Source organism: Photobacterium sp. GB-36, from assembly GCF_003026135.1.
Classification (GTDB): Bacteria; Pseudomonadota; Gammaproteobacteria; order Enterobacterales; family Vibrionaceae; genus Photobacterium.
In genome coordinates this window covers 41,348-63,235 of record NZ_PYNY01000025.1, presented here as the reverse complement: position 1 = coordinate 63,235, position 21,888 = coordinate 41,348, and the positions used below count along the sequence as shown (strand labels likewise).

The window sequence follows — 21,888 nt, the reverse complement described above, 5'->3', positions numbered from 1 at the left end:
GTGCATCATTGATTGGATTCACGGTCACATTTACAGTGATGGTATCGGTGCCACCCTTGCCGTCACTGACGATAACATCAAATTTGTCGCTACCATTAAAGTCGCTGTTTGGTGTGTAAGTCCACGTACCGTCAGTGTTAACCGTCACTTGACCATTTGTCGGGTTAGAACTTTGCGTGAAGGTTAAGTTATCGCCGTCAACATCGGTTGCGGACAGTTGACCGCTCACTGCGACTTCTTCATCGGTCGTGACAGTAATGTCACTGCCCAGTGGATCATTGTTATCATCAACCAATACTGGTGCATCATTGATAGGATTCACGGTCACATTAACTGTGATGGTGTCAGTGCCGCCGTTGCCGTCACTGACCTCAACCTTAAAGCTATCATCACCATTAAAGTCACTGTTTGGTGTGTAAGTCCATGTGCCATCCGTATTGACGGTCACTGTGCCATTGGTTGGATTAGAACTTTGCGTGAAGGTTAAGCTATCACCATCAACATCGGTCGCGGTCAGTTTGCCGCTCACTGCCACTTCTTCATCGGTCGTAACGGTAATGTCACTGCCCAGTGGATTATTGTTGTCATCAACCAATACTGGCGCATCATTGATTGGATTAACTTTGATATTCACGGTGATGGTGTCGGTACCACCTTTACCATCACTGACTTCAACCTTAAAGCTATCATCACCGTGGAAATTAGTCTTAGGTGTGTAAGTCCATGTGCCATCAGTGTTGACGGTAACTGTACCGTTCGTTGGATTGGTCGATGAAGTGAACGTTAAGCTATCACCATCCGCATCGGTCGCGGACAGTTGACCGCTCACAGCCACTTCTTCATCGGTGCTTACCGTAATACTCTCACCTTCTGGCGCACCGTTTTCATCGACAATAATAGGCTTGCTGTTTATTGATATATTCGATTTACCGTCATCTTGAGGAGATTGCTGCTCTAGTGGTTTTGAAGGACTATAAAAATCATTACCATCATTGTAAGGAGAGGCAGGAGGACGAGGACTGGTATCACGACTATCATATCCAGACTCAGCTATGATTTCTTTTGCGTTTCTTTCAATGCTATTAAAACTAAAACCACCACTATTACTAATGTTTTGAAGACCAGCTGCAGTAGCTTCCGCAATAAGGGTTGGATCCTCTCCAGAAGCAATTAAAGCCTGAAGGTTGGCTATCTCATCAGGAAGATCTTCTTCTACACTATTAGAATTAACATTAGAAAATACGACTTGTGTTCCATCTGACTGCTCCAAACTCACAGTTGCATAATTAGGCAATATTAATACATCGCCAACTGACAACATGAGCTGTTCAGTAACAACCTTGTTACCCATTTCATTACTCAATTCAACATTGCCAGAAAATGACAATACTTTACTTTCTTGAACGACCGCAAAAGATTTCATGGAATAAACAATCCTTGTTTAGTTACAAAATCAGATAGATATAGCTCTAGTGGTATTATCACCTGATGGTAATTGGCACAAAAACAATTTAATAAGTTCACACTTATTTTATATATCATATGGTGTCATTTTTTTGTCACCACCTCAACAAATTTGCATGTTAATTATTAATGACATAATAAATACTATTTTTTATGCATAAAAAAGCCGATAATGTTATGTACATTATCGGCTCTTTATTATTTCGCTATTAACTAAATCAACATTCGTTAATTGCGTTTCGTACACGCTTGTCTGATACAGGGTATGGCGTACCCAACTGCTGAGCAAAGTAACTAACACGTAGCTCTTCAATCATCCATCGGATCTCTTTTACTTTATCAGGTACTGGCTGCCCTTTCGGGATCTTATTCAATAGCTCTTTGTACTCATTAACTACTGATTCAATCTTCAGAATATGCACACGATCTTTGTTTGGATCGATTGGCAGCTTTTCCATTCGACGCTCAATGGCACGCATGTAACGCAGAATATCAGGCAGACGTTTCCACCCACATTCTGTTGCAAAACCTTTGAAGATCAAGCTTTCAATTTGTGCTTTGATATCAGACATCGCAAATGCCATGCTTAAATCAATACGACCTTTCAAACGCTTACTGATGTTAAATGCTGTAGTTAAGATTTCTTCTACTTGTTTGGCAATATCAACCACGGTGTCACCAAGCTCAGCACGAACAAACTCTTTCAACGCTTCAAATGATTCAGGCTGCCATGCTAATCCGCCTTTCTCTTCAATTAGCTTATCAACACCACAAGCAATACAATCATCAATCAGATCAAGTACACGACCATACGGATTAAAGTACAAACCTAGCTTCGATTTGTTTGGCAAGTTTGAATGAAGGTACTTAATTGGCGATGGTACGTTAAGTAAAATCAAACGACGTTGACCCGCCTGCATCGCATTGTTTTGCTGCTCTTCAGTTTCAAACAGTTTGATACCAACAGAATCTTTGTTATCCACCAGCGCAGGATAGGCTTTTACTTCAAAGCCACCGCGTTTCTGTTGGTAACGTTCAGGTAGCGTACCAAAACTCCAGGTTTTCAAACCATCTTGCTCAATATCATCATCAGCAACTTGTGACAAAGTTTCTTGAACCTTCTCTTTTAAGTTGTCTTTCAGACCATAGATATCTTTGCTCTCACGTAACTTACGATTGCGGTGATCAACAGCACGATAAGTGATCTTCAAGTGATCAGGGATCTGATCTAAATTCCAATCTTCACGCACAATCGTGACGCCACTCATACGCTTCAATTCTTTTTCTAGTGAATCTAGCAATGGTGCTTCCATTGGCTTAACACGTGCTAAGAACGCATCAGCGTAGTTTGGTGCAGGCACAAAGTTACGACGTAACGGTTTTGGTAATGATTTGATTAATGCAACAACCAACTCATGACGTAAACCTGGAATTTGCCAGTCAAAGCCGTCAGGTTGAACTTGGTTTAAGATAGCCAATGGCACGTGAACGGTGACACCATCGTTATCTTCACCCGGTTCAAACTGGTAGCTCAGTTTTAGCTTCAAGTTACCTTGATGCCAGAAGTTTGGATAATCTAGATCAGTGACATGACTTGCATCGCCACGGAATAACATCTCACGCTCAAAGTTCAATAACTCAGGATCTTCTTTCGATGCTTTCTTCCACCATGAATCAAAGTGGCGACCTGACGTTACTTTCAAATCAATACGTTGATCGTAGAAATTAAACAGCTCGTCATCATCGATCAGAATGTCACGACGACGTGATTTATGCTCAAGTTCTTCAACTTCGCGCAATAGCTTACGGTTTTGTTGATAGAACTTATGGCGCGTATCCCAATCCCCTTCAACCAATGCTGAGCGGATAAAGATTTCACGTGATAACGTTGGATCAATATTGCCGTAGTTAACTTTACGTTTGGCAACCACAGGAATGCCATACAGCGTAACTTTTTCAAACGCATGAACGGCAGCTGACTTCTTCTCCCAATGCGGTTCGCTATAACTACGTTTAATCAAGTGACCTGCTAATGGTTCAACCCACTCCGGCTGAATTTTTGCGCCAATTCGCCCCCATAAACGTGACGTTTCCACCAGCTCCGCAACCATCACCCACTTTGGCTGTTTCTTGAAAATGCCAGAGCCAGGGAAGATATTAAAGCGAGCGTTACGCGCACCTTGGTATTCATTTTTCTCTTGGTCTTTCATACCAATATGCGAAAGCAATCCGCTTAATAGCGAAATATGAATACTGTCATAGCTTGCTTCGTTGCCATTCATTTTCAACTCAAGCTCTTTAATCACTTGGTTGACTTGGAAATAGATATCTTGCCACTCACGAATGCGTAAGTAGTTTAAGTATTCTTTCTTACATAAACGACGGAATTGATTACTAGAAAGCTCTTTTTGTTGCTCTTGGACGTAATTCCATAAATTAACGAACGCAACAAAGTCAGAATCTTTGTCGTTAAATCGGCGATGTTTCTCATCAGACTGTTGCTGTTTATCTGATGGACGCTCACGTGGATCTTGAATAGATAAAGCCGATGCAATGATCATCACTTCACGTAATGCACCATGCTTAGGCGCTTCAAGTACCATACGAGCTAAACGCGGATCAATAGGAAGACGCGCTAATTGGCGACCCATTGGTGATAAACGTTTACGAGGATCTGTGGCTTTAGAGTTAATCGCACCTAACTCTTCCAATAATCGAATACCGTCTTGAATATTACGATTATCGGGCGCTTCTACAAATGGGAAAGCTTGGATATCACCCAAACCAATCGCGGTCATTTGAAGAATAACTGACGCTAAGTTAGTACGTAGAATTTCAGGATCGGTAAATTCTGGGCGCGATAAAAAATCTTCCTCAGAATATAGACGAATACAGATACCTTCTTGAACACGACCACAACGCCCCATACGCTGATTAGCGCTAGCTTGTGATATAGCTTCAATCGGAAGACGCTGTACTTTAGTACGGTAACTATAGCGACTAATTCGGGCTGTACCCGGATCAATAACGTATTTAATACCCGGAACAGTCAGTGAGGTTTCCGCTACGTTTGTTGAAAGTACAATACGGCGACCAGAGTGAGATTGGAATACTCTATTTTGCTCACCCGCCGATAGACGTGCGTACAAAGGTAGAATTTCAGTATGGCGTAATTTACGTTTTTCTAACGCATCTGCAGTATCACGAATTTCACGCTCACCGTTTAAGAAGATCAGGATATCACCCTCACCTTCATCACATAGTTCATCGACCGCATCAAAAATTGCATCTAATTGATCGCGATCAGTGTCATCACCGTCTTCAACCACAGGGCGGTAGCGAACTTCTACTGGGTACGTACGACCTGACACTTCAATAATCGGCGCATTATTAAAGTGCTTAGAAAAACGCTCAGGATCGATGGTTGCAGAAGTAATGATGACTTTTAAATCTGGGCGCTTTGGTAATAATTCACGCAGGTAACCCATGATGAAATCAATATTTAAGCTACGTTCGTGCGCTTCATCGATAATGATAGTGTCATATTGACTTAAGAAACGATCGTGTTGAATTTCAGCCAGTAAAATACCGTCTGTCATTAACTTTACGTGGCTATGCTCTGAGACCTGATCGTTAAATCGGACTTTATAACCTACGTGAGAGCCCATTTCACATTCCATTTCTTCTGCAATACGAGAAGCAACAGAGCGTGCAGCCAGACGACGAGGCTGAGTGTGGCCGATCATACCGTGGGTACCACGACCGATTTCTAAACAGATTTTAGGTAGCTGAGTAGTTTTACCTGAACCCGTCTCACCCGCCACAATAACCACTTGGTTATTTAAGATCGCTTCAGCGATATCATCTTTCTTCTGGCTTACGGGTAACTGTGCTGGGTATATGATTTTTGGACGCTGAGTACGGCGACGTTCCACTGTTTGCATTGATTTCGCAATCTCTAATGCAATTTCGTCAAATACAGCGTGCTTGGATTTTTCGTTTTTAATTCTTGATGCGCCTTGTACACGTTTGTGTAGACGAAAACGATCGCGCATCATGCAATCTTTAATAGCAGACTTTAATGTTTTTTCGTTATTCAACACGTCTGCTTGAGTTTGATTCGACTGACTCAATTTAATTCCTGTCTTTCAATGACTAATGGATACCGAGAACATCATGATGACAACTCGCTTAGTATCACTTGGCGATTCGAAATTTTTGTTAATTCTATCACAATTAAAGCGGCGTGAGAGCAGGTTAAAAGACAATTACTGGGATGTAATGATGCGATATAGAACATGATGTGTAATGAATAAAAAAATAAAGCCGACTCTAAAGGTCGGCTATTGATTACGCTTTAATTCTAAGTGGATTCTCATTTGATAAATCCAACACTTCCCCTCGCGATGGGAAAACCCTGAAGTGCGTTGTTGGCTCTGTAATTCTGAACATGTGGAAAATTCTAGCCAGTGCCGCCAAACGTAATTTTAAGTTTGATAAATTATCTTTATTCTCATCAAACTCTTCATGAGAACCTGCTTCAGGATCAGCCTCAATATAGTCTTGAGAATAATCATGATTTTCGAGGTTATTGTCGATATCACAACGACCAAAAAGCTCTGCAACAACGCTGTAGCCAACAACCTTATCTAAACCAATGTCTTGTAATGCAAGCTCATCACCGTTTCGAATATGTAGCATTGCATTACAGTAATCTGTAAAAATAGCCTGATTTAATTGCTGACGGCTGTAGTTCATATTGATTAAGTGCTGATTGACGTCTTCAATTGCGTTATTAACACTCACTTGTTCTAGCCCCGCTCCCACCAATAAATCAATAACTTTAGTATCATTGGTATCTGGGTTGATGTTGTCTACAAGCGTTGAAAGTACCGTTCCTGATAAATCATCATCAATCACGCTTAAAACCATTAGCCAATATATTGGAAACGTTGACTGGTAAAGATGGCGCATATCCCAGCCCCAATCATCAGACTTATCATTAACAGTTAAGCAAATCAGGTGTTGATACATTAACTCTCGGTAAGAAGACACCTCAAGCATCGATTTCCAATGTGTATCTAAACCTTTAGCTGTACGCCAGCTTATTTCATTTTCATAATGATTAAATAAAGAATCAAATTCAGGCACATCTTCAATGACTTTGGTTTCTATTTCGAAGTCGTCGGGACCATAACAGGTGATTTTTTTATACGCTGGAATATAAGCAGCTAATGACGGTGCCTGAACATTAACTAAGGTTTGTCCATTACGACCAACATATTTAGCGGTATCGTTAATATGAATATGCCCAGCAAAATGCAGCTTTAAACCACAATCAATGAGCTCTTCAGTAGTTTCTGATGTTGGGACTCGCTTGTGGTTATACGATGAGTCAGCGAACAAATAATAAAAATCGTCAGCGCTGTAGTTTAAATATTCAATAGCAGGGTAATGTGAAAAAACGAGTAATGTTTTTCCTTGCTCATCTGCTCGCTTAATAACATCTTTTAACCAAGTTAATACCTGCGGTTTTTGAACTTTACCATCTTCATACCCTTTTGCATCATGATCCCACTGACTTCCCAGCGGATCCAAAGGTACATGAGTGTTCATGTCTACAGAGCAAATCCAAAAACCTTCTATTGGTTCGACGAGATAACTAGAGTCAGGACATTCTACTGTATAAGCTCCATCAGCAGATATTGCTTGATATACACGATCTTCAAGTTTGTTCGATTTCCATGGCGTTTCATAATAGTGATAATGCGGCTGAGATTGAAAACCAAATCGACCTAATTTTTCCATTAATGGTGTGAAACCTAGAGATTGCATTTTCGGGCTATAGAGTACATCGTCAACTTCATCACTAGGAATAAAGCTTTCAACATCGCCCTGATTGCTGGTTACTTTTACACCAGCACCATCTGATCGTAAGAAGGTCTTATCACAATTTTCACCATAGGGTGTAGTAGGATCGTGATTGCCATGAGTTAAGAAGAACTCCAATCCATATTCGTCACTATATTGTTCAAGTACTTTTTTCAAGCCATCAACATGGGCTTCTTGTCCATCATCAGAAAAATCGCCAACAAGAATAACGAACTTAATGCCCTCTGCAACAATGTCATCTAATGTCGCTTTGAAGACAAAGTAGTTTTCATTAAACATACGAGTAGAACCAACTGAGTCTTGCATCGTTCTAATACAAACTTCGTTATTGTTGAAGTCAAAATCACCATGAATATCATGAAAATGGACATCACCAAGTAAAGCAATTCTATGTGTTTGATCAGTCTGGTTATTATTACTTTGCATTTTACAACCAGGTAATACCGTTGCTGATGTCGCAGCAACACTTGCTGAATTTAATAAAAACTGACGTCTTGATAATTGGTAACTCATATACAACCTTGGTTAATACCCTAAAAAATGGATGGATATTAAGAAGCTGTTATTTCATTTCTATTATTTAAAAATGACAGATTTATTAAATACTTACACGTGGCAATATTCTACCTGCAAATTTTACTTGTGTAATAAGCAACAAAATATGTTTAATATTGATATTCTTAGGCGAGTTGATTACAAATAAAAAAAGCTAGACAATCTCTGTCTAACCCTTTTTATGCAGACTTAAATCCATCGCTATGTATTGTTTTATTTTTATGCTGTCATAGAAGAGGATTCTACGTCATCATTAATAAGGTTTTTTAACCACTTACGACCATAAATCCGATAAGTTGTGAGTCCAACTTTCACGACTTCTTCTGCCAATATAGCAACAAGCACCCAGTGTAATGGCCAGCCTAAAACAATACCCGTGAGTATGGCTAAAGGAATACCTATTGCCCATTGGCCAAATAAATCAATAAAAATGCTGTATTTAATGTCGCCACCGCTACGTAATACCCCACCAATACCCACCATATTGAACACTTTTAGGAACATACCTAACGCCATCACTAAGGTAACATTCAGCGACATTTCAAGGTTCGGTGCTTGAGCCTTTGCCAACCACTCTCCAACAAGCCCACTCGATAGCCAAATAGACACACCTAACACAAAAGCAATAGACACACTCAAAGCTAGAAAGAACCACGACTGATGAAACGCTCGTTGATAATTTTCAGCGCCTAATTCGTGTCCCAAAATCGTTGAGGCAGCAACAGCAAAACCAATAAAGGCTGAAATTAATACCGCTTCTATCGGCGATAATAAGCTAATGATGGCAAGTTCTGTCACACCTAATTTGGCAAAAATAACACTATAAACCAGTATTCCCATCGCCCATGCCCCGTCATGAACAATCATAGGCCAGGCGACATTAAAATAACGTTTCCTTGCTTTGGCATTACTTGCTGGCTCTATATCTTCCTGTGTAGGTAATACTTTTTTATAGGTTTTATAAGTAATAAACAGCAAAATAGCTGTTTGTGCACCACGCGAAATCGTTGTCCCCAGCGCGGCACCAGCAACCCCCATTTCAGGAAAACCATATAATCCAAAAATTAATAGCGCATTAAGTACGCCATTAATAATGACAGCCACCAGCCCAACATACGTAGGCATTTTAGCTTCGCCTACTGCACGTAAAGCAGATTCAAGCGGTACGACAATGGCTGTAAAAATAATGCTCCAGCCGCAGACATATAAATAATCTCGTGCATAGTGAATAAAGTCGGCTTGATCATTAACCAAAGAAACAATTTGCTCTGGAAAAACACGGTATGCAACAGCAAAAGGCAATGTTAAAAAGATTGCACATACCCAAGATTGCAATAACGTACGTCTCACCCCTTCCATTTTCCCTGCGCCAAAATATTGAGCCGCGAGAACACCAACAGCTCCACTGACGCCAACAACAAGCAATAAATTAAAGAAAAATATGCGGTTACCAATACCAACAGCGGCAACTTGTGACTCACCGAGTTTAGAGACCATGATGACATCGACTAAACCAAGTAATGAAAACAACATAGATTGCATTGATACTGGCAACGCTAGACGCCATGTTTTTTGCCAAAAAGTTTTATCTGCTGAGTATCGCCAGTGTTGCATGACCGCCACCTAATTAATGTTATCTTACTGTGAAGCTGATCATACCTATGTTTACTCAAACACGTTTATTCTAAGCAATCAAAAAGCTTTGCTAGACTATCATTTTTTAATTTCGGAGCTCTGAATGGGGTATATTGATACTTTTACTATTTCGCCAAAATGCCAATCTATTATTATTGATCAAGTACAATCGATTGAACTTGAAAAGCAAAAAATTCTTCAATGTGGCATCAATTATGGCAAAGAGGCATTCAGTATTTATCGAAGAAACCCAGACATGTATATGCTGCTATACACAACGGGTGGAAAAGGGTTATTGAAAACACCAGACAGTGAATGGGCATTAGAAACCGGCAGTGTTATTTATGTACCGCCCAGTTATGAGAATGGCTTTGTCATCCACCCAGATGATAATCCTGATCTTATTTGGGATGTCGCATGGGTCATGCTTGAAAAACATAAGCGTTGGGATGAGAGCTTACCTCATGATATTACCTATCAAGATTCACAATCAGGCTCATTACTATTTAAGACTATCATTTGCTTAAGCGAATCTTTAAGTTTCAACTATCCATTGGGCGATGCGCTATGTAAAAGTATTACCGAACAGATTTGTTTATTAGTGAATACCCAAACCGCCTCTCACTCTCCTAAAGCACTTACCCGTTTAGAACATGTTTACCAGCAAACGAAAAGTCAGTTACATCACCCATGGCAAGTCTCCGATCTGGCCGCCTTATATCCATGCTCTGAGCCGCATTTTCATCGATTATGTCAACAGTATTACCAACAATCTCCCATTGCCTATTTAACTCAAATTCGAATGGAACATGCTGCTGGGCTACTGACTACCACCAATTGGCCAATTCAACATATTAGTGATTTATGCGGTTATCCAAACCCAACCAATTTTAGTACCCGATTTAAAAATTGGAGTAGTTTTACCCCTCGACAATTTCGAACGCAGTTTCAGCCTCAGCTTTAAAACCCCTATTCCTTTGTCGTGATTAAATAATTTTTCTCTCGAAGGCGATATCAGTTAAGCTAGTAAATAAATAAAGTGATAATAAAGCTTGTTAGATAATATACCTTTAACGATGAAAGGATCACCAGATGCAAAACTGCTTTACATATAGTTATCAACTTGATGCAAGTAATGGCGCTTCGCCTCTCTCACTTGATCAAATAAATAACTGGAGCAGTAATGATGGGCTAATGTGGGTGCATTTAAACTATACCGATGAAGAAGCACTAGCATGGATAAAAAATAGTCATTTGCCAGATGTAGAAAAAGAAGCCCTTACGACTCAGCGTATTCGCCCTCGATTAAATCAAACGAAAGAAGGTTTTTTCCTATCATTACGAGGAATAGATTTAGATTCTGATAATCAGTCTGATCCTCCATCAGAAATGGTCTCTATTCGAGGTTACTATACACACAACACCATTGTTACCACCTCAGATCGTCCTGTCAGAGCACTTGATCGTGTCGCGGCACATATAAATGGCGGCTTTGGGCCCAAAACCATTGGTGCATTCATTCTCTGTCTTTGCGATCACCTTACGAGCCATAAAATAGAAGTAATTGATTCCCTCGATGACAAGTTAACCCAGCTTGAAGATCAGGTGATGAATAATAGTGATGACGACCTCCGTAATAATATTGCACAATTAAGACGAGAGACCGTTTATCTTCGTCGCTATGTCACTCCACAACGTGATGCCATCGCTAAATTACTCACTATTGATACCCCACTGCTCTCGCTATCAGACAAACAAAAAATACATGAAGTAAATGAAAAGCTACTCCATGTAATCGATGACTTAAACGCCATTCGTGAACGTGCTAATGTGACACAAGAAGAATTAATGAGCTTACAATCTGAAGCATTAAACCAACGTTTATATTTTCTGTCTTTAATTACCACTATCTTTTTACCACTCGGTTTTTTAACCGGTTTACTGGGTGTTAATTTAGGAGGTATTCCTGGCTCACAAAATCATTGGGCATTTTATATATTCTGTAGCCTGTTATTCGGTGTATTAATACTTCAACTTATCCTTTTTTATCGTAGAAAATGGATATAAAAAACTAAAATAGATAAATTGGTTACATATGTGTAATCCAATATTTTTATTTTTAATGTTGATTTATTATAGGTATTATTAATATTATTAACTTAAACTGAAAAAATAATAAGGACAATAATGTTCAAATCGCTACGTACACTATTTCGACAACTGACGAATGATCCTAATAGTAATAAAGCCGTTGATACTCCAACGCTTCATTTAGCTATGGCTTCTTTATTATGTGAAGTAGCTATTGCCGACCATGAGAAGGATCCAAGAGAAGAGCAAGCTAAAATTCAGCTTCTAATGAAATTACTTGAAGTTGATGAAATCACATCAAAACAACTACTTGATAAAGCTCAACTACAAGCAGAGGCGTCTGTTTCTCTTTATGATTTTACTAATAAATTACGTTCACTTGAGCAACCAGAACGCTATCAATTAGTTGAAGCAATGTGGCAAGTTGCCTACGCTGATGGTGTGATAGACCCACAAGAAGAGGCTGTCATTCGCCAAGTTTCTGATTTAATATATTTAGATCATTCTGCATTTATAAAAGCCAAAATCAGCGCTAAAAATACTGCAAGCTAACCTATTTAAGAGCTATAACTATAGCTCTTTTTTTATTACCCCTTTCTTGATAGTTTTAATATCAAGACCTATCCTATGTATAGAGTGCAAAGTTAAACATATACTAATTTTTATGCACCTTTATATATTTTACTAGACAATTAAAGCAATCATTTAATAGGCAAATTTTAATAACACTATTATGTTATTAACATAGCGGCATTGATGGATAATATAACCATTTATGCTTTTTATTTAGAAAGAAAGACAGGTTTGAATATATAGACACTCCTGCCTAATTTATATTTTTATATTGATACTTATTTTAATAACTTCGCTATATGCAACGTACAATGGAAAAGTTTAAAAAATACTTTCCATTTATAATCATATAGATAGAAACACTGAAATTACTGCCTTATTAAATATTTGTTGGCTTGAAACTTGTACATTTTTTCAATGATGAACAAAACAATGCATGTCCATAAGTATTTTTAACTGAGTGAGGCAAGATATGAAGTGTTTGAAACACTCCCTGCTAGTTAGTTCGCTGGCTTTGTTCGCAAGTCCAGCTTACAGCATCATTCCCCACCCTTTTACAGATGATGGGGGGTGTCCACAAGAAGCCATCTTATTCCAAGGCGATCCAAGTGTCGTTCACAAACTTGATTTGTCGACAGGCTTCTATCAAAACTCTGATCCAATGACAGCGACTATCACTGCATCTGGTTATAACGAATCCGATGACTATGTTTACGGTCATGATAAAACTTCACAGACAGTAGTTAGAATTAATCAACTTTATCAACATGAAAGTTTAGCTGTAACAGGCTTACCAGCGACAACTTACATTACAGGTGATGTGATTAACAACAAATTGTACTTGTACAAAAATGGGGCTGGATTATATGAAATTGATTTAGTCACTTTAGCAGCGACAAATATCATGGCCTCATCGACGGCAACGCTTGGTTTGACTGACATGGCTTTCCACCCAGGTGGGCGTCTGTTTGCTGTGAATAATAGTAACCAACATTTATATGAAATTGTTGACCTCAACACAGGCAACGCAACCTTCAATGATCTCGGTGATATAGGCTTACCATCTGGTACTTATGGAGCTCAATATTTTGATTCAGCTGGCTTTCTCTATCTAAGCACCAACGGAAACGGACATGTTTATCAAATTGATTTGACTGATTTATCCTCTATCAGCCCAACAGCAGTGTTCTACTCTAACGGTCCTTCTACCAATATAAACGATGGTGCACGATGTGTTAGTGCAGCTATTACCTCGGAAAATACAGACTTTGGTGATGCACCGGACACCTATAAAACCTTACTCACTAGTAATGGTGCTCGACACTATAATGTATCAAGTGTTAATTACTTCTTTGGCCCTACTGTAGATACAGAGCCAGATGCCATTCTTTCCCCTAACTCTGATGATGCCGATAACATTGCGGATGAAGACGGTATCTCATTCCCTGCGAACTTTAAGCAAGGATCTGATGGTTTAGTCAATGTAACTATCGGTGGTTCTGCTTCAGGTTTCGTAAATGCATGGTTTGACTGGAATAATAATGGTGTGTTTGACGAAGCAACTGAGCATGCTGTTACTGATGAGGTGCTTATCGGTGGTGATGGTACAACACCTGCCAGCCATGTTCTTAAAGTGAGAGTTCCTGATGATGCTGCGACTGGTCAGATATGGGCTCGTTTCCGTATTTCACGAGATTCAGGAGTTCTCTCATACGGCGGTGCTTCCTATGGTGAAGTAGAGGATCATCAAGTTACTGTCGATTCACAAACTGTTACTCACAATTGGTACCCTTCAGCAGGTTCATGGGTAACACTGGCATTTGAGGATGATTGGCCGCAAGAAGGTGACTTTGACTTCAACGATATAGTAATGTACTACCGTGTAGACAAAGTGACTAATTCGTCTGGCGACATTCTTCGCTATGATATCTACGGAAACCTACGTTCTTACGGTGCAGACTTTGCTAATGGCTTCGCTGTTAAGCTTGATGGTATTGCAGCCACAGCAGTCGATTCAGACAGAACCAAACTTGTCATTAATGGCGCTACTCAACATGCGACACAAGTTCTAGAGTCTGGTACAACAGATGCTGTCGCTATTGCTACGAATAATCTTAAAACGGAAATTCCAGGTCCTACTTGTTCTGGTCCATTAGGGACTTATTATCGAGTATGGGCAGGTTGTACGGATGACGCTGCAGATTTATTCGAATTTGAAATGAGTATTCCGTTCTCGTCACCTATTGCAGCCTCTAGTGCCCCTAGCATGCCACTAAATCCATTCTTATTCGGTACCCCTGGTATTGATCATGGTGACGGTACTCGTGCAACCGACGGTCGTGCAATCGAAATTCATTTGAAAAATGCTGATGTAACAAGTAAGGCAAGTACTGCTTACTTTGCTACAGAACAAGATGCATCGGTTTATGTTGATGCAGATTGCCCTGGACCTAGCTGTAACACTTACCAAACTTCAAACGGTATACCTTGGGCTATTTTAGTTGATGGCACTTGGGATCACCCAAGTGAAGGTATTAATGTACTAACCGCATATCCAGATCTACAAGCATTTTCAACATCAGGTGGTGCAACTAATACAGATTGGTACCTTCGTGCTAACGCTGATGTAACTCAGCTCTTTGAATAATGGTAGGGAGTATTTAACGATGAAAAATTTATATGTGACTCTTTTTACTGCTGCTCTACTATTTGGTTGTGGTGGCGGTGGTGGTGATGATGGCGGCTCAACAAGTGCTGCATCACCAGAAGCATCTCCAGCAGCACCTGAAGTAAGCGATTCTGTTAGTGGTGCAGCACCAGTAACTGTTTCGAAGTTTGAGGATCTTGTTATTCCAGATAATTATGATTTGATTACTACCTATGATATGCCAATTAAGATAGACCTAAACACTTCTGAACCAATGAGTTTGAGTGTTTACTGTGATTATAATGTTGCTGACGATGGAACACTGACTCCAATTGCAAGTAGTCGCATTATTTCAGGTCAAATCGAAAATGGTGATTTTAATGGCGTTATTGCTGCAACGAGTTCAGTAAAATCTCTACTTATTGAGGCTTGGTATCAAGATACGACTAAAGCACCATTCCAAACTGTAGTTAATGCAGATGTTAACGGAGTTACCATCTCTAATTAATTCAAATAAGGCCAACTTTTACAACGGAGGAAAGTTGGCCATTTTTTTCAAAATGAACGTAAGAAAAACAGCTTTATTATTATTCCTATTTATATTTCTCGCTTGTAAAGGTGATAATGACCAACAAGCTACCACATCGCCATCTGAAAATACTTCAAATCTAATTGAAAGTTCATCAATTCAAGATGAAGTCGTAAATGATATTTATCTTGAAGGTGTCGTAACCGATAATTTTCTCCCTCAAAACACCTCTCCATTAAACGATGACGAGATTTTTGAATCTATCGATAATAGTCAAGAAAATGAGATGAATTCGCAAGAAATAGTAAATAATCAAAACACTGAAACATCAACAAATAGTTCAGAAGAAATCCATTCTGTAAATAATATCGTTACATTCAGTACCCATTTTAAACAAGGTTCTGATGCTCTCATTGAAATTCAAACTCAAAAAGATATTAACTTTTTTCTTAATGCTTGGTTTGACTGGAATAACAATGGAATTTATGAAAATAATAATGAATATGTCTTAGTGAATGAACAATTAATATATGAAAAAGATAAGCCTTTTCATAAATTAAAAATTAGAGTACCAGAAAAATCATCTACAGGTCAGATATGGACAAAATTTCAATTATCTGAGCTTCAAAATAACAGCACTATAGATAAAAACACCCCCCCTATAACGGACATAGAAGAAGAGCATAACGTTACTATTGAAGCTCAAAACTTAATACATAATGTTTATCCATCTGAAAATAAATGGGTTACTTTAGCCTTTGAAGATAGTTGGCCATTTATTGGTGATTTCGACTTTAATGATGTCGCTTTACTTTACCGTGTAGACAAAATCACTAATAATCAAGGTGATATTGTACGCTATGATATTTACGGCAGCCTTAAAGCTTATGGCGCTAACTTAGCCAATGGCTTTGCAGTAAAACTTGACGGCATTCCTTCAGAAAAAGTAGATGGCTTGTTAACAAAACTTGTTGTTAATAATACAACCTTACATAATGTCCAAACGTTAGAACAAGGAACCATTGATGCGGTTATTATTATCAGCAATAACCTTAAAGATGAGATAGAACAGCCTACCTGTACAGGAGAACTTGGTGCTTTTTATCGAGTCTGGAAAGGATGTTTTGATGACGCTCCTAACCAATATATTTTCATTGCCAGCATTCCATTTATCACGCCTATTCCCCCTTCTGATGTTCCAAAAATGCCACTTAATCCATTTATTTTCGGTACTCCTGATATAAATCATGGCTCAAATATAAGAGGTATAAACGGTAGAGAAATTGAAATTCATTTAAAAAATCATGATGTCTCATCAAAAGCAAATATATCTTATTTTTCAACGCAAGATGACACATCTATTTTTATTAAAAATAGATGTCCAGGTATTGGTTGCGATACCTATCACAATTCAAGTGGATTACCTTGGGCAATACTCGTTGAATCGATTTGGAATCATCCTAGTGAAGGTTCCAATATATTACAGGCATATCCAGAGCTTACAAACTTCGCAATTTCGGGAGGCGGTGAAAATACTGACTGGTATATAAGAAGTAACGCTAACTTAGAGAAGATTTATGAATAATTCAATATTTTTTGGCACCTAACTTGCGTTAATAAATAACTGAACATATCTCTCTATAATTTTTTGATAATTATTTAAGTCTAATAAATGAAATTATTAATTCTATTAGTTGTAACTTTTCTTTTTGGTTGTAGAAGTGACACTTCTCCTGAAGCTGAGGAAAATATTAGTTACAATGAAGCTTCAGATTTGAGTGTTCAACAAAATATCGATGAACCCAGTGCCCCTCAGAATAATTCATCTATAGACACACAAGTAATTGATAATAGTCCCCCCCAAGATATTCTAAATGACTCTTCAACAACTGGGGCAACTGGGGCAACTGAGCAAAGTAATCATCAATTGTTAACTCCTTCTTTACCTGATGAAATAAAAGTTGAAAGTGAGCAGCACAGCGAAGAAGCGCCTTCATCGCAAAATGATAGCGGTAATAGTTCAGAGCCTATCTTATTAGGAGAGAATATTTCAGATTTAGAACCAGCAGAACCAGCAGAACCAGCAGAACCAGCAGAACCAGCAGAACCAGCAGAACCAGCAGAACCAGCAGAACCAGCAGAACCAGCAGAACCAGCAGAACCAGCAGAACCAGCATCAAATAATGAAAATGATGTAACAGCAAGTGACTTTAGCGAACTTTTCTTTCCTAATGATTTCAATTTAAACAGATCTTATGATATGACAATAAAACTTGATTTCAATACGGTAAAAACGTTAAGAATTAGTATTTACCAAGACTTTAATGTTATGACGAGTGGATCAGTATTGCCAATCTCATCGAGTCTGCTTACTTCCGGTACAATTGTGAATGGTGATTTTAATGGCACAATCCGCGTTACTCATTCTATGGAATTTATACTAATTCAACTTTACGACAGTAATGCCAACCAGCTCTTCTATCAGGCAGTAAAAGAAACATCACCAAGCGGCATTACTATTGTTGAATAGCCATGTATATAAACCAATGTATATAGATACTATGAGTCACCCTCTATTACTTAATATCAATTGTTCGACTGGCTTTTTTATATTGCACTCGCCACCCTTGCCATCGTGGTAATTCCCATCGTTTTGGATCTGGTTTACGGTTGCCAGACTGATAATTTGCAACAACAAGTTTACGATGAATATCATATTCTATAGCCAACACAAGATCAGTGAGTTTAACTTCACGCGGGTAACGCTCATCAAACTCTTGCCGTTCCCATTCAGGGATCCCCTCAAAGGTGAAGTCTGAAGGTTCAAAGAGTTCAAGATCATCAATATGTTCAATCCCTAAATCTTCAATTTGTTGCGATAGCCATTCAATAGCATCAACCTGCTCAGGTGCACGTTTAACAAAATCTGCATTATATAAACCCAATGCGAGATATAAATTCCACTGCGAGATATCTGAGATAATTCGAGGTGCAAGATCTGGCATTACTTCACCTGCAAGTAGCATATCGACAATAGCAGAGCGTGCTGATTGCCCTTCAGGTTCAATCCATTGAGTATCAATAACCCGTCCAGCATAAATCCGCTGGACAGCCGTTTTAAAACTGCCATCCTGTTGCTCGATGGTATCACCTTGAACCAACTCACCTAACTCAGCATTATTTATTTGTGACAAGGTAACGGGAGAGCTACACGTTGCCAAAATGCGGTTTTGTTTAACCCCTCTTCCTGGTAAGGCAAATTGATCAAATACGATCACTGCTTGAGATAATGATCCATCTATCGGCGGGTTATCAATTAATGAATCTTTCGCACTACTGACTTCAATAATACCGTTACTCATTGCCTGCTGACGTTTTTCTCGACGAAGAAAAACCAATTCAGGTACCGCCTTGATTACAGCATCTTGCCATAACTCTCGTTTAAATCGGCTAGCAACAGACAGCTCTGGAAGTTCAAGTAACTCTCGCATTTGAACTGACAACAAACGCGCTTCTGCTAGCATATTGTCATCTACCACAAGCCATTCTGGACACTCATCCATACGCACCATTTTTATTAATGCCGTCGCATCACAAAATACGTTACCCAGCCATCGATACAGTTGTTCAATATTTTCTTCTGATCGCGGTGGCTGCCATAACCGTTGCGGAATAGACAATGCAGCAGCAAGATCGACCATTGCTTCTTTATTTGCTCGGGTATCCATCGCTGTTATTAAGTGGGCAAATAAAGTATCGATAGGTAGTTGATATAAACAACGGCCATAATCAGTAATAACTTCATTTTCAGCCATAGCTCCCATCGACAACAAAGCCTGCTGCGCTGCAACAAAGGTTTTTTCAGGTAGAGGATCAATAAACGAAAGTTGGCTGAGTTTTGCGTTACAACATAAAGCAGCCAAATAGGCTTCTACCAATTCTTCGCGTTGCAACTCTGGCGGTGTTAATAACTCTAGCGCTGCGGCTTTACCATACAAGCGAATACAAACACCATCTGTTACGCGCCCTGCACGCCCTTTCCGCTGCTCTGAGCTTGCTTTGGAAATAGCGTGTAATGATAATACTGTTCGACCGTTTCGCTGGTGGGTACGACGCTCTAAACCAGAATCAATGATCAACGTAACCCCTGGGATAGTTACCGAGGTTTCAGCCACATTTGTCGCAACAATAATGCGTTGCTTATCACTTTGTGTTAGAGCCCGCTTTCTTTCATCATCGGTAACTGAAGCGTGTAATGGAATAATATCCATTAATCCTGCTTGTATTTGCTCACTAAACTGTTGCGTTAGTGCATTTTGCGTTGACGCTATCTCTTTTCTTCCGGGTAAAAAGATCAAAATGTCTTGGTGGCTATCAATATGCGTTTGAACCAAGCTAGTTATCCGCTTATCGATATTCATCACATCGGGCATATCTCGACTATCAGAGGTATGATGCAACACATTCACCGCAAAATTACGCCCTTTAGCTTGTAAGTGCTGTGCGGATAAATAGTTAACTAATCGTTGGCTATCAATCGTTGCAGAAGTAATAACTAAACGATGAGATTGTTGCTGTTTGAGTAACGCAAGCAGAAGATCAGTATCCCAACGTCTTTCATGGAACTCATCAATAATAATTGTTGAGAACTGATCTAAATTACCTTCACTTAACCAACGTAATGCAACACCGGGAGTCGCATAAATAATATCCGTATTTTCATCAAAGTGATGCTCAAAACGGATCGCATAACCAACGGATAACTGATCAGGATTTGCTTCTTCTGTTAATAAATATTCAGCTAGCGATGTACAAGCAACCCGTCGAGGCTCAACCACCAGCACTTTTCCATAAATAGCAGCCCATAGTGGTAGACGGGTTGATTTACCCGACCCCGTTTCTGCTTCAACAACAATATGTTCATCACGTAACAAGGCTTTAAATTGTTGCTCAATGCTATCTATAGGTAAGTTGTTCTGCATATCTAATATATCTTTAATGAATTCAACGCTATTTTCGCAATTATTACCTACCTTGTCAGTGAGAATCATAATATTCATTAAACTTGCTATTCGTATCAGGCTAATTGTTTATTCCATCATCAATTACGTTTCATTATTTTATGTAAGTACTACTAATTTCATCGAAAAATTGACTTTTTTTTGTAACTCCCTAGCCTTACAGCATCAACTTATGGAGGCAACGCCACATGACAACGAAAACCATATTTAATCCTGAGCTTTGGAACGAAGTTGAAGGCTTTGATTTTGAAGATATTACTTATCATCGCGCCAAAGATCAGGGTACTGTTCGTATCGCAATTAATCGTCCTGATTGCCTTAATGCATTTCGTCCCAAAACAGTTGATGAGCTTTTCACCGCACTCGATCACGCTCGTCAATGGTCTGATGTAGGCTGTGTATTACTAACGGGTAATGGCCCATCTCATAAAGGCCAGTGGTCATTCTCATCGGGTGGCGATCAACGTATTCGTGGTAAAGATGGCTATAAATATGAAGGCGAAGAAGCGGGTACTGCTGACGTTGCGCGTATGGGTCGACTTCATATTCTAGAAGTACAACGCATGATCCGCTTTATGCCAAAAGTCGTTATCGCGGTTGTTCCCGGTTGGGCTGTTGGCGGCGGTCATAGCTTACACGTTGTTTGTGATTTAACGCTGGCATCTAAAGAACATGCCATATTCAAGCAAACCGATCCTGATGTTGCGTCGTTCGATTCTGGTTACGGCTCTGCGTATCTGGCTAAAATGATCGGTCAAAAACGTGCCCGTGAAATCTTCTTCTGTGGTTTTAATTACAGCGCACAAGAAGCCTATGAAATGGGCATGGTGAACAAGGTTGTTGATCACTTTGAACTAGAAGAAGAAGCGCTTCGTTGGGGTAAAGAAATCACAAGTAAATCACCAACAGCAATGCGTATGCTAAAATACGGTTTCAACCTTCCAGATGATGGTTTAGTCGGTCAGCAACTGTTTGCTGGTGAAGCAACGCGTCTTGCTTACGGTACAGAAGAAGCACAAGAAGGTCGTGATGCGTTCCTAGAAAAACGCGATCAAGATTTTAGCCGCTTCCCTTGGCATTACTGATCGACTCAATTTCTAGATAGATAAAAGCCACTTACTGATTATCAATAAGTGGCTATACTGCTTTACTCATTTATTTTGCTATGAATCCTAACGTAGAATAATCAATCGAAACAACACTGAAGCCTTCGCTAAATAGTGATTTATGACACATCTCCTTGCGTAAATGTCTTGTTAATCTCCCCCATCGTTGGTCAATATTTTTAAATTGAGTATACCGTTGTGACGAGACGATATTGTTCAAAAAAATGATTTATAAAATATTGCACGCGTTCACGCATATAAACTAATTACATCATTAACTCGCCAAAAAACGTCACTAAAACCAAGTATCAATTTAAAAAACAGCATTTTCACAAATAATATGGCTCAACTTTCAAAATAAGTGATCATACCCTT

The 21,888-nt window shown here is 39.2% G+C and carries 13 protein-coding genes; 8 read left to right on the top strand and 5 right to left on the bottom strand.

All coding sequences use genetic code 11. The features are described from left to right. The 4 genes from C9J46_RS17860 to C9J46_RS17845 all read right to left on the bottom strand — a co-directional run. Positions 1 to 1,423: tandem-95 repeat protein (locus C9J46_RS17860; RefSeq protein WP_146144669.1), on the bottom strand; the 1,423-nt coding region annotated here is incomplete at its 3' end. Between the two features lie 259 nt (positions 1,424 to 1,682). Next, positions 1,683 to 5,597, bottom strand: coding sequence for an ATP-dependent RNA helicase HrpA (gene hrpA / locus C9J46_RS17855; RefSeq protein WP_107208793.1), 3,915 nt, complete (start codon positions 5,595 to 5,597; stop codon positions 1,683 to 1,685). 217 nt (positions 5,598 to 5,814) lie between these two features. Beyond that, on the bottom strand, positions 5,815 to 7,869 hold the full coding sequence (locus C9J46_RS17850) for a metallophosphoesterase (RefSeq protein WP_107291306.1): 2,055 nt from the start codon (positions 7,867 to 7,869) through the stop codon (positions 5,815 to 5,817). 261 nt (positions 7,870 to 8,130) lie between these two features. After that, a complete protein-coding gene (locus tag C9J46_RS17845; RefSeq protein ID WP_107291305.1) occupies positions 8,131 to 9,525 on the bottom strand; it encodes an MATE family efflux transporter in 1,395 nt (464 codons plus the stop codon). A gap of 124 nt (positions 9,526 to 9,649) precedes the next feature. Here C9J46_RS17845 and C9J46_RS17840 point away from each other — a divergent pair, with 124 nt between their 5' ends. The 7 genes from C9J46_RS17840 to C9J46_RS21855 all read left to right on the top strand — a co-directional run bounded on the left by C9J46_RS17840 (position 9,650) and on the right by C9J46_RS21855 (position 17,916). Then, on the top strand, positions 9,650 to 10,510 hold the full coding sequence (locus C9J46_RS17840; RefSeq protein ID WP_107208449.1) for an AraC family transcriptional regulator: 861 nt from the start codon (positions 9,650 to 9,652) through the stop codon (positions 10,508 to 10,510). A gap of 128 nt (positions 10,511 to 10,638) precedes the next feature. Continuing rightward, positions 10,639 to 11,613: a zinc transporter ZntB gene (locus C9J46_RS17835; protein ID WP_107208450.1), complete on the top strand. Its 975-nt coding sequence runs from the start codon at positions 10,639 to 10,641 to the stop codon at positions 11,611 to 11,613. A gap of 120 nt (positions 11,614 to 11,733) precedes the next feature. Next, on the top strand, positions 11,734 to 12,189 hold the full coding sequence (locus tag C9J46_RS17830; RefSeq protein ID WP_107208451.1) for a TerB family tellurite resistance protein: 456 nt from the start codon (positions 11,734 to 11,736) through the stop codon (positions 12,187 to 12,189). 493 nt (positions 12,190 to 12,682) lie between these two features. Further along, positions 12,683 to 14,857, top strand: a complete 2,175-nt coding sequence (locus C9J46_RS17825) for an LruC domain-containing protein (RefSeq protein ID WP_107208452.1) — start codon at positions 12,683 to 12,685, stop codon at positions 14,855 to 14,857. 19 nt (positions 14,858 to 14,876) lie between these two features. Then, on the top strand, positions 14,877 to 15,365 hold the full coding sequence (locus C9J46_RS17820; protein ID WP_107261792.1) for a hypothetical protein: 489 nt from the start codon (positions 14,877 to 14,879) through the stop codon (positions 15,363 to 15,365). A gap of 34 nt (positions 15,366 to 15,399) precedes the next feature. Further along, entirely contained in the window at positions 15,400 to 16,971 is a 1,572-nt protein-coding gene (locus C9J46_RS17815; RefSeq protein ID WP_158259618.1) for an LruC domain-containing protein, read from the top strand. 87 nt (positions 16,972 to 17,058) lie between these two features. Continuing rightward, positions 17,059 to 17,916 carry a hypothetical protein gene (locus tag C9J46_RS21855; protein WP_233217806.1) on the top strand — a complete coding sequence of 286 codons (858 nt, stop codon included), beginning with the start codon at positions 17,059 to 17,061 and terminating at the stop codon, positions 17,914 to 17,916. 46 nt (positions 17,917 to 17,962) lie between these two features. On the opposite strand, the gene C9J46_RS17800 is transcribed toward C9J46_RS21855, so the two are convergent. Then, positions 17,963 to 20,446, bottom strand: coding sequence for a helicase-related protein (locus C9J46_RS17800; RefSeq protein ID WP_107291302.1), 2,484 nt, complete (start codon positions 20,444 to 20,446; stop codon positions 17,963 to 17,965). A 149-nt stretch (positions 20,447 to 20,595) separates the two neighbouring features. On the opposite strand from C9J46_RS17800, the gene C9J46_RS17795 reads away from it, so the two are divergent. After that, positions 20,596 to 21,492 (top strand): 1,4-dihydroxy-2-naphthoyl-CoA synthase, encoded by an 897-nt coding sequence (locus C9J46_RS17795; protein WP_107208457.1) that lies wholly within the window; start codon positions 20,596 to 20,598, stop codon positions 21,490 to 21,492. Positions 21,493 to 21,888 lie beyond the last annotated feature (396 nt).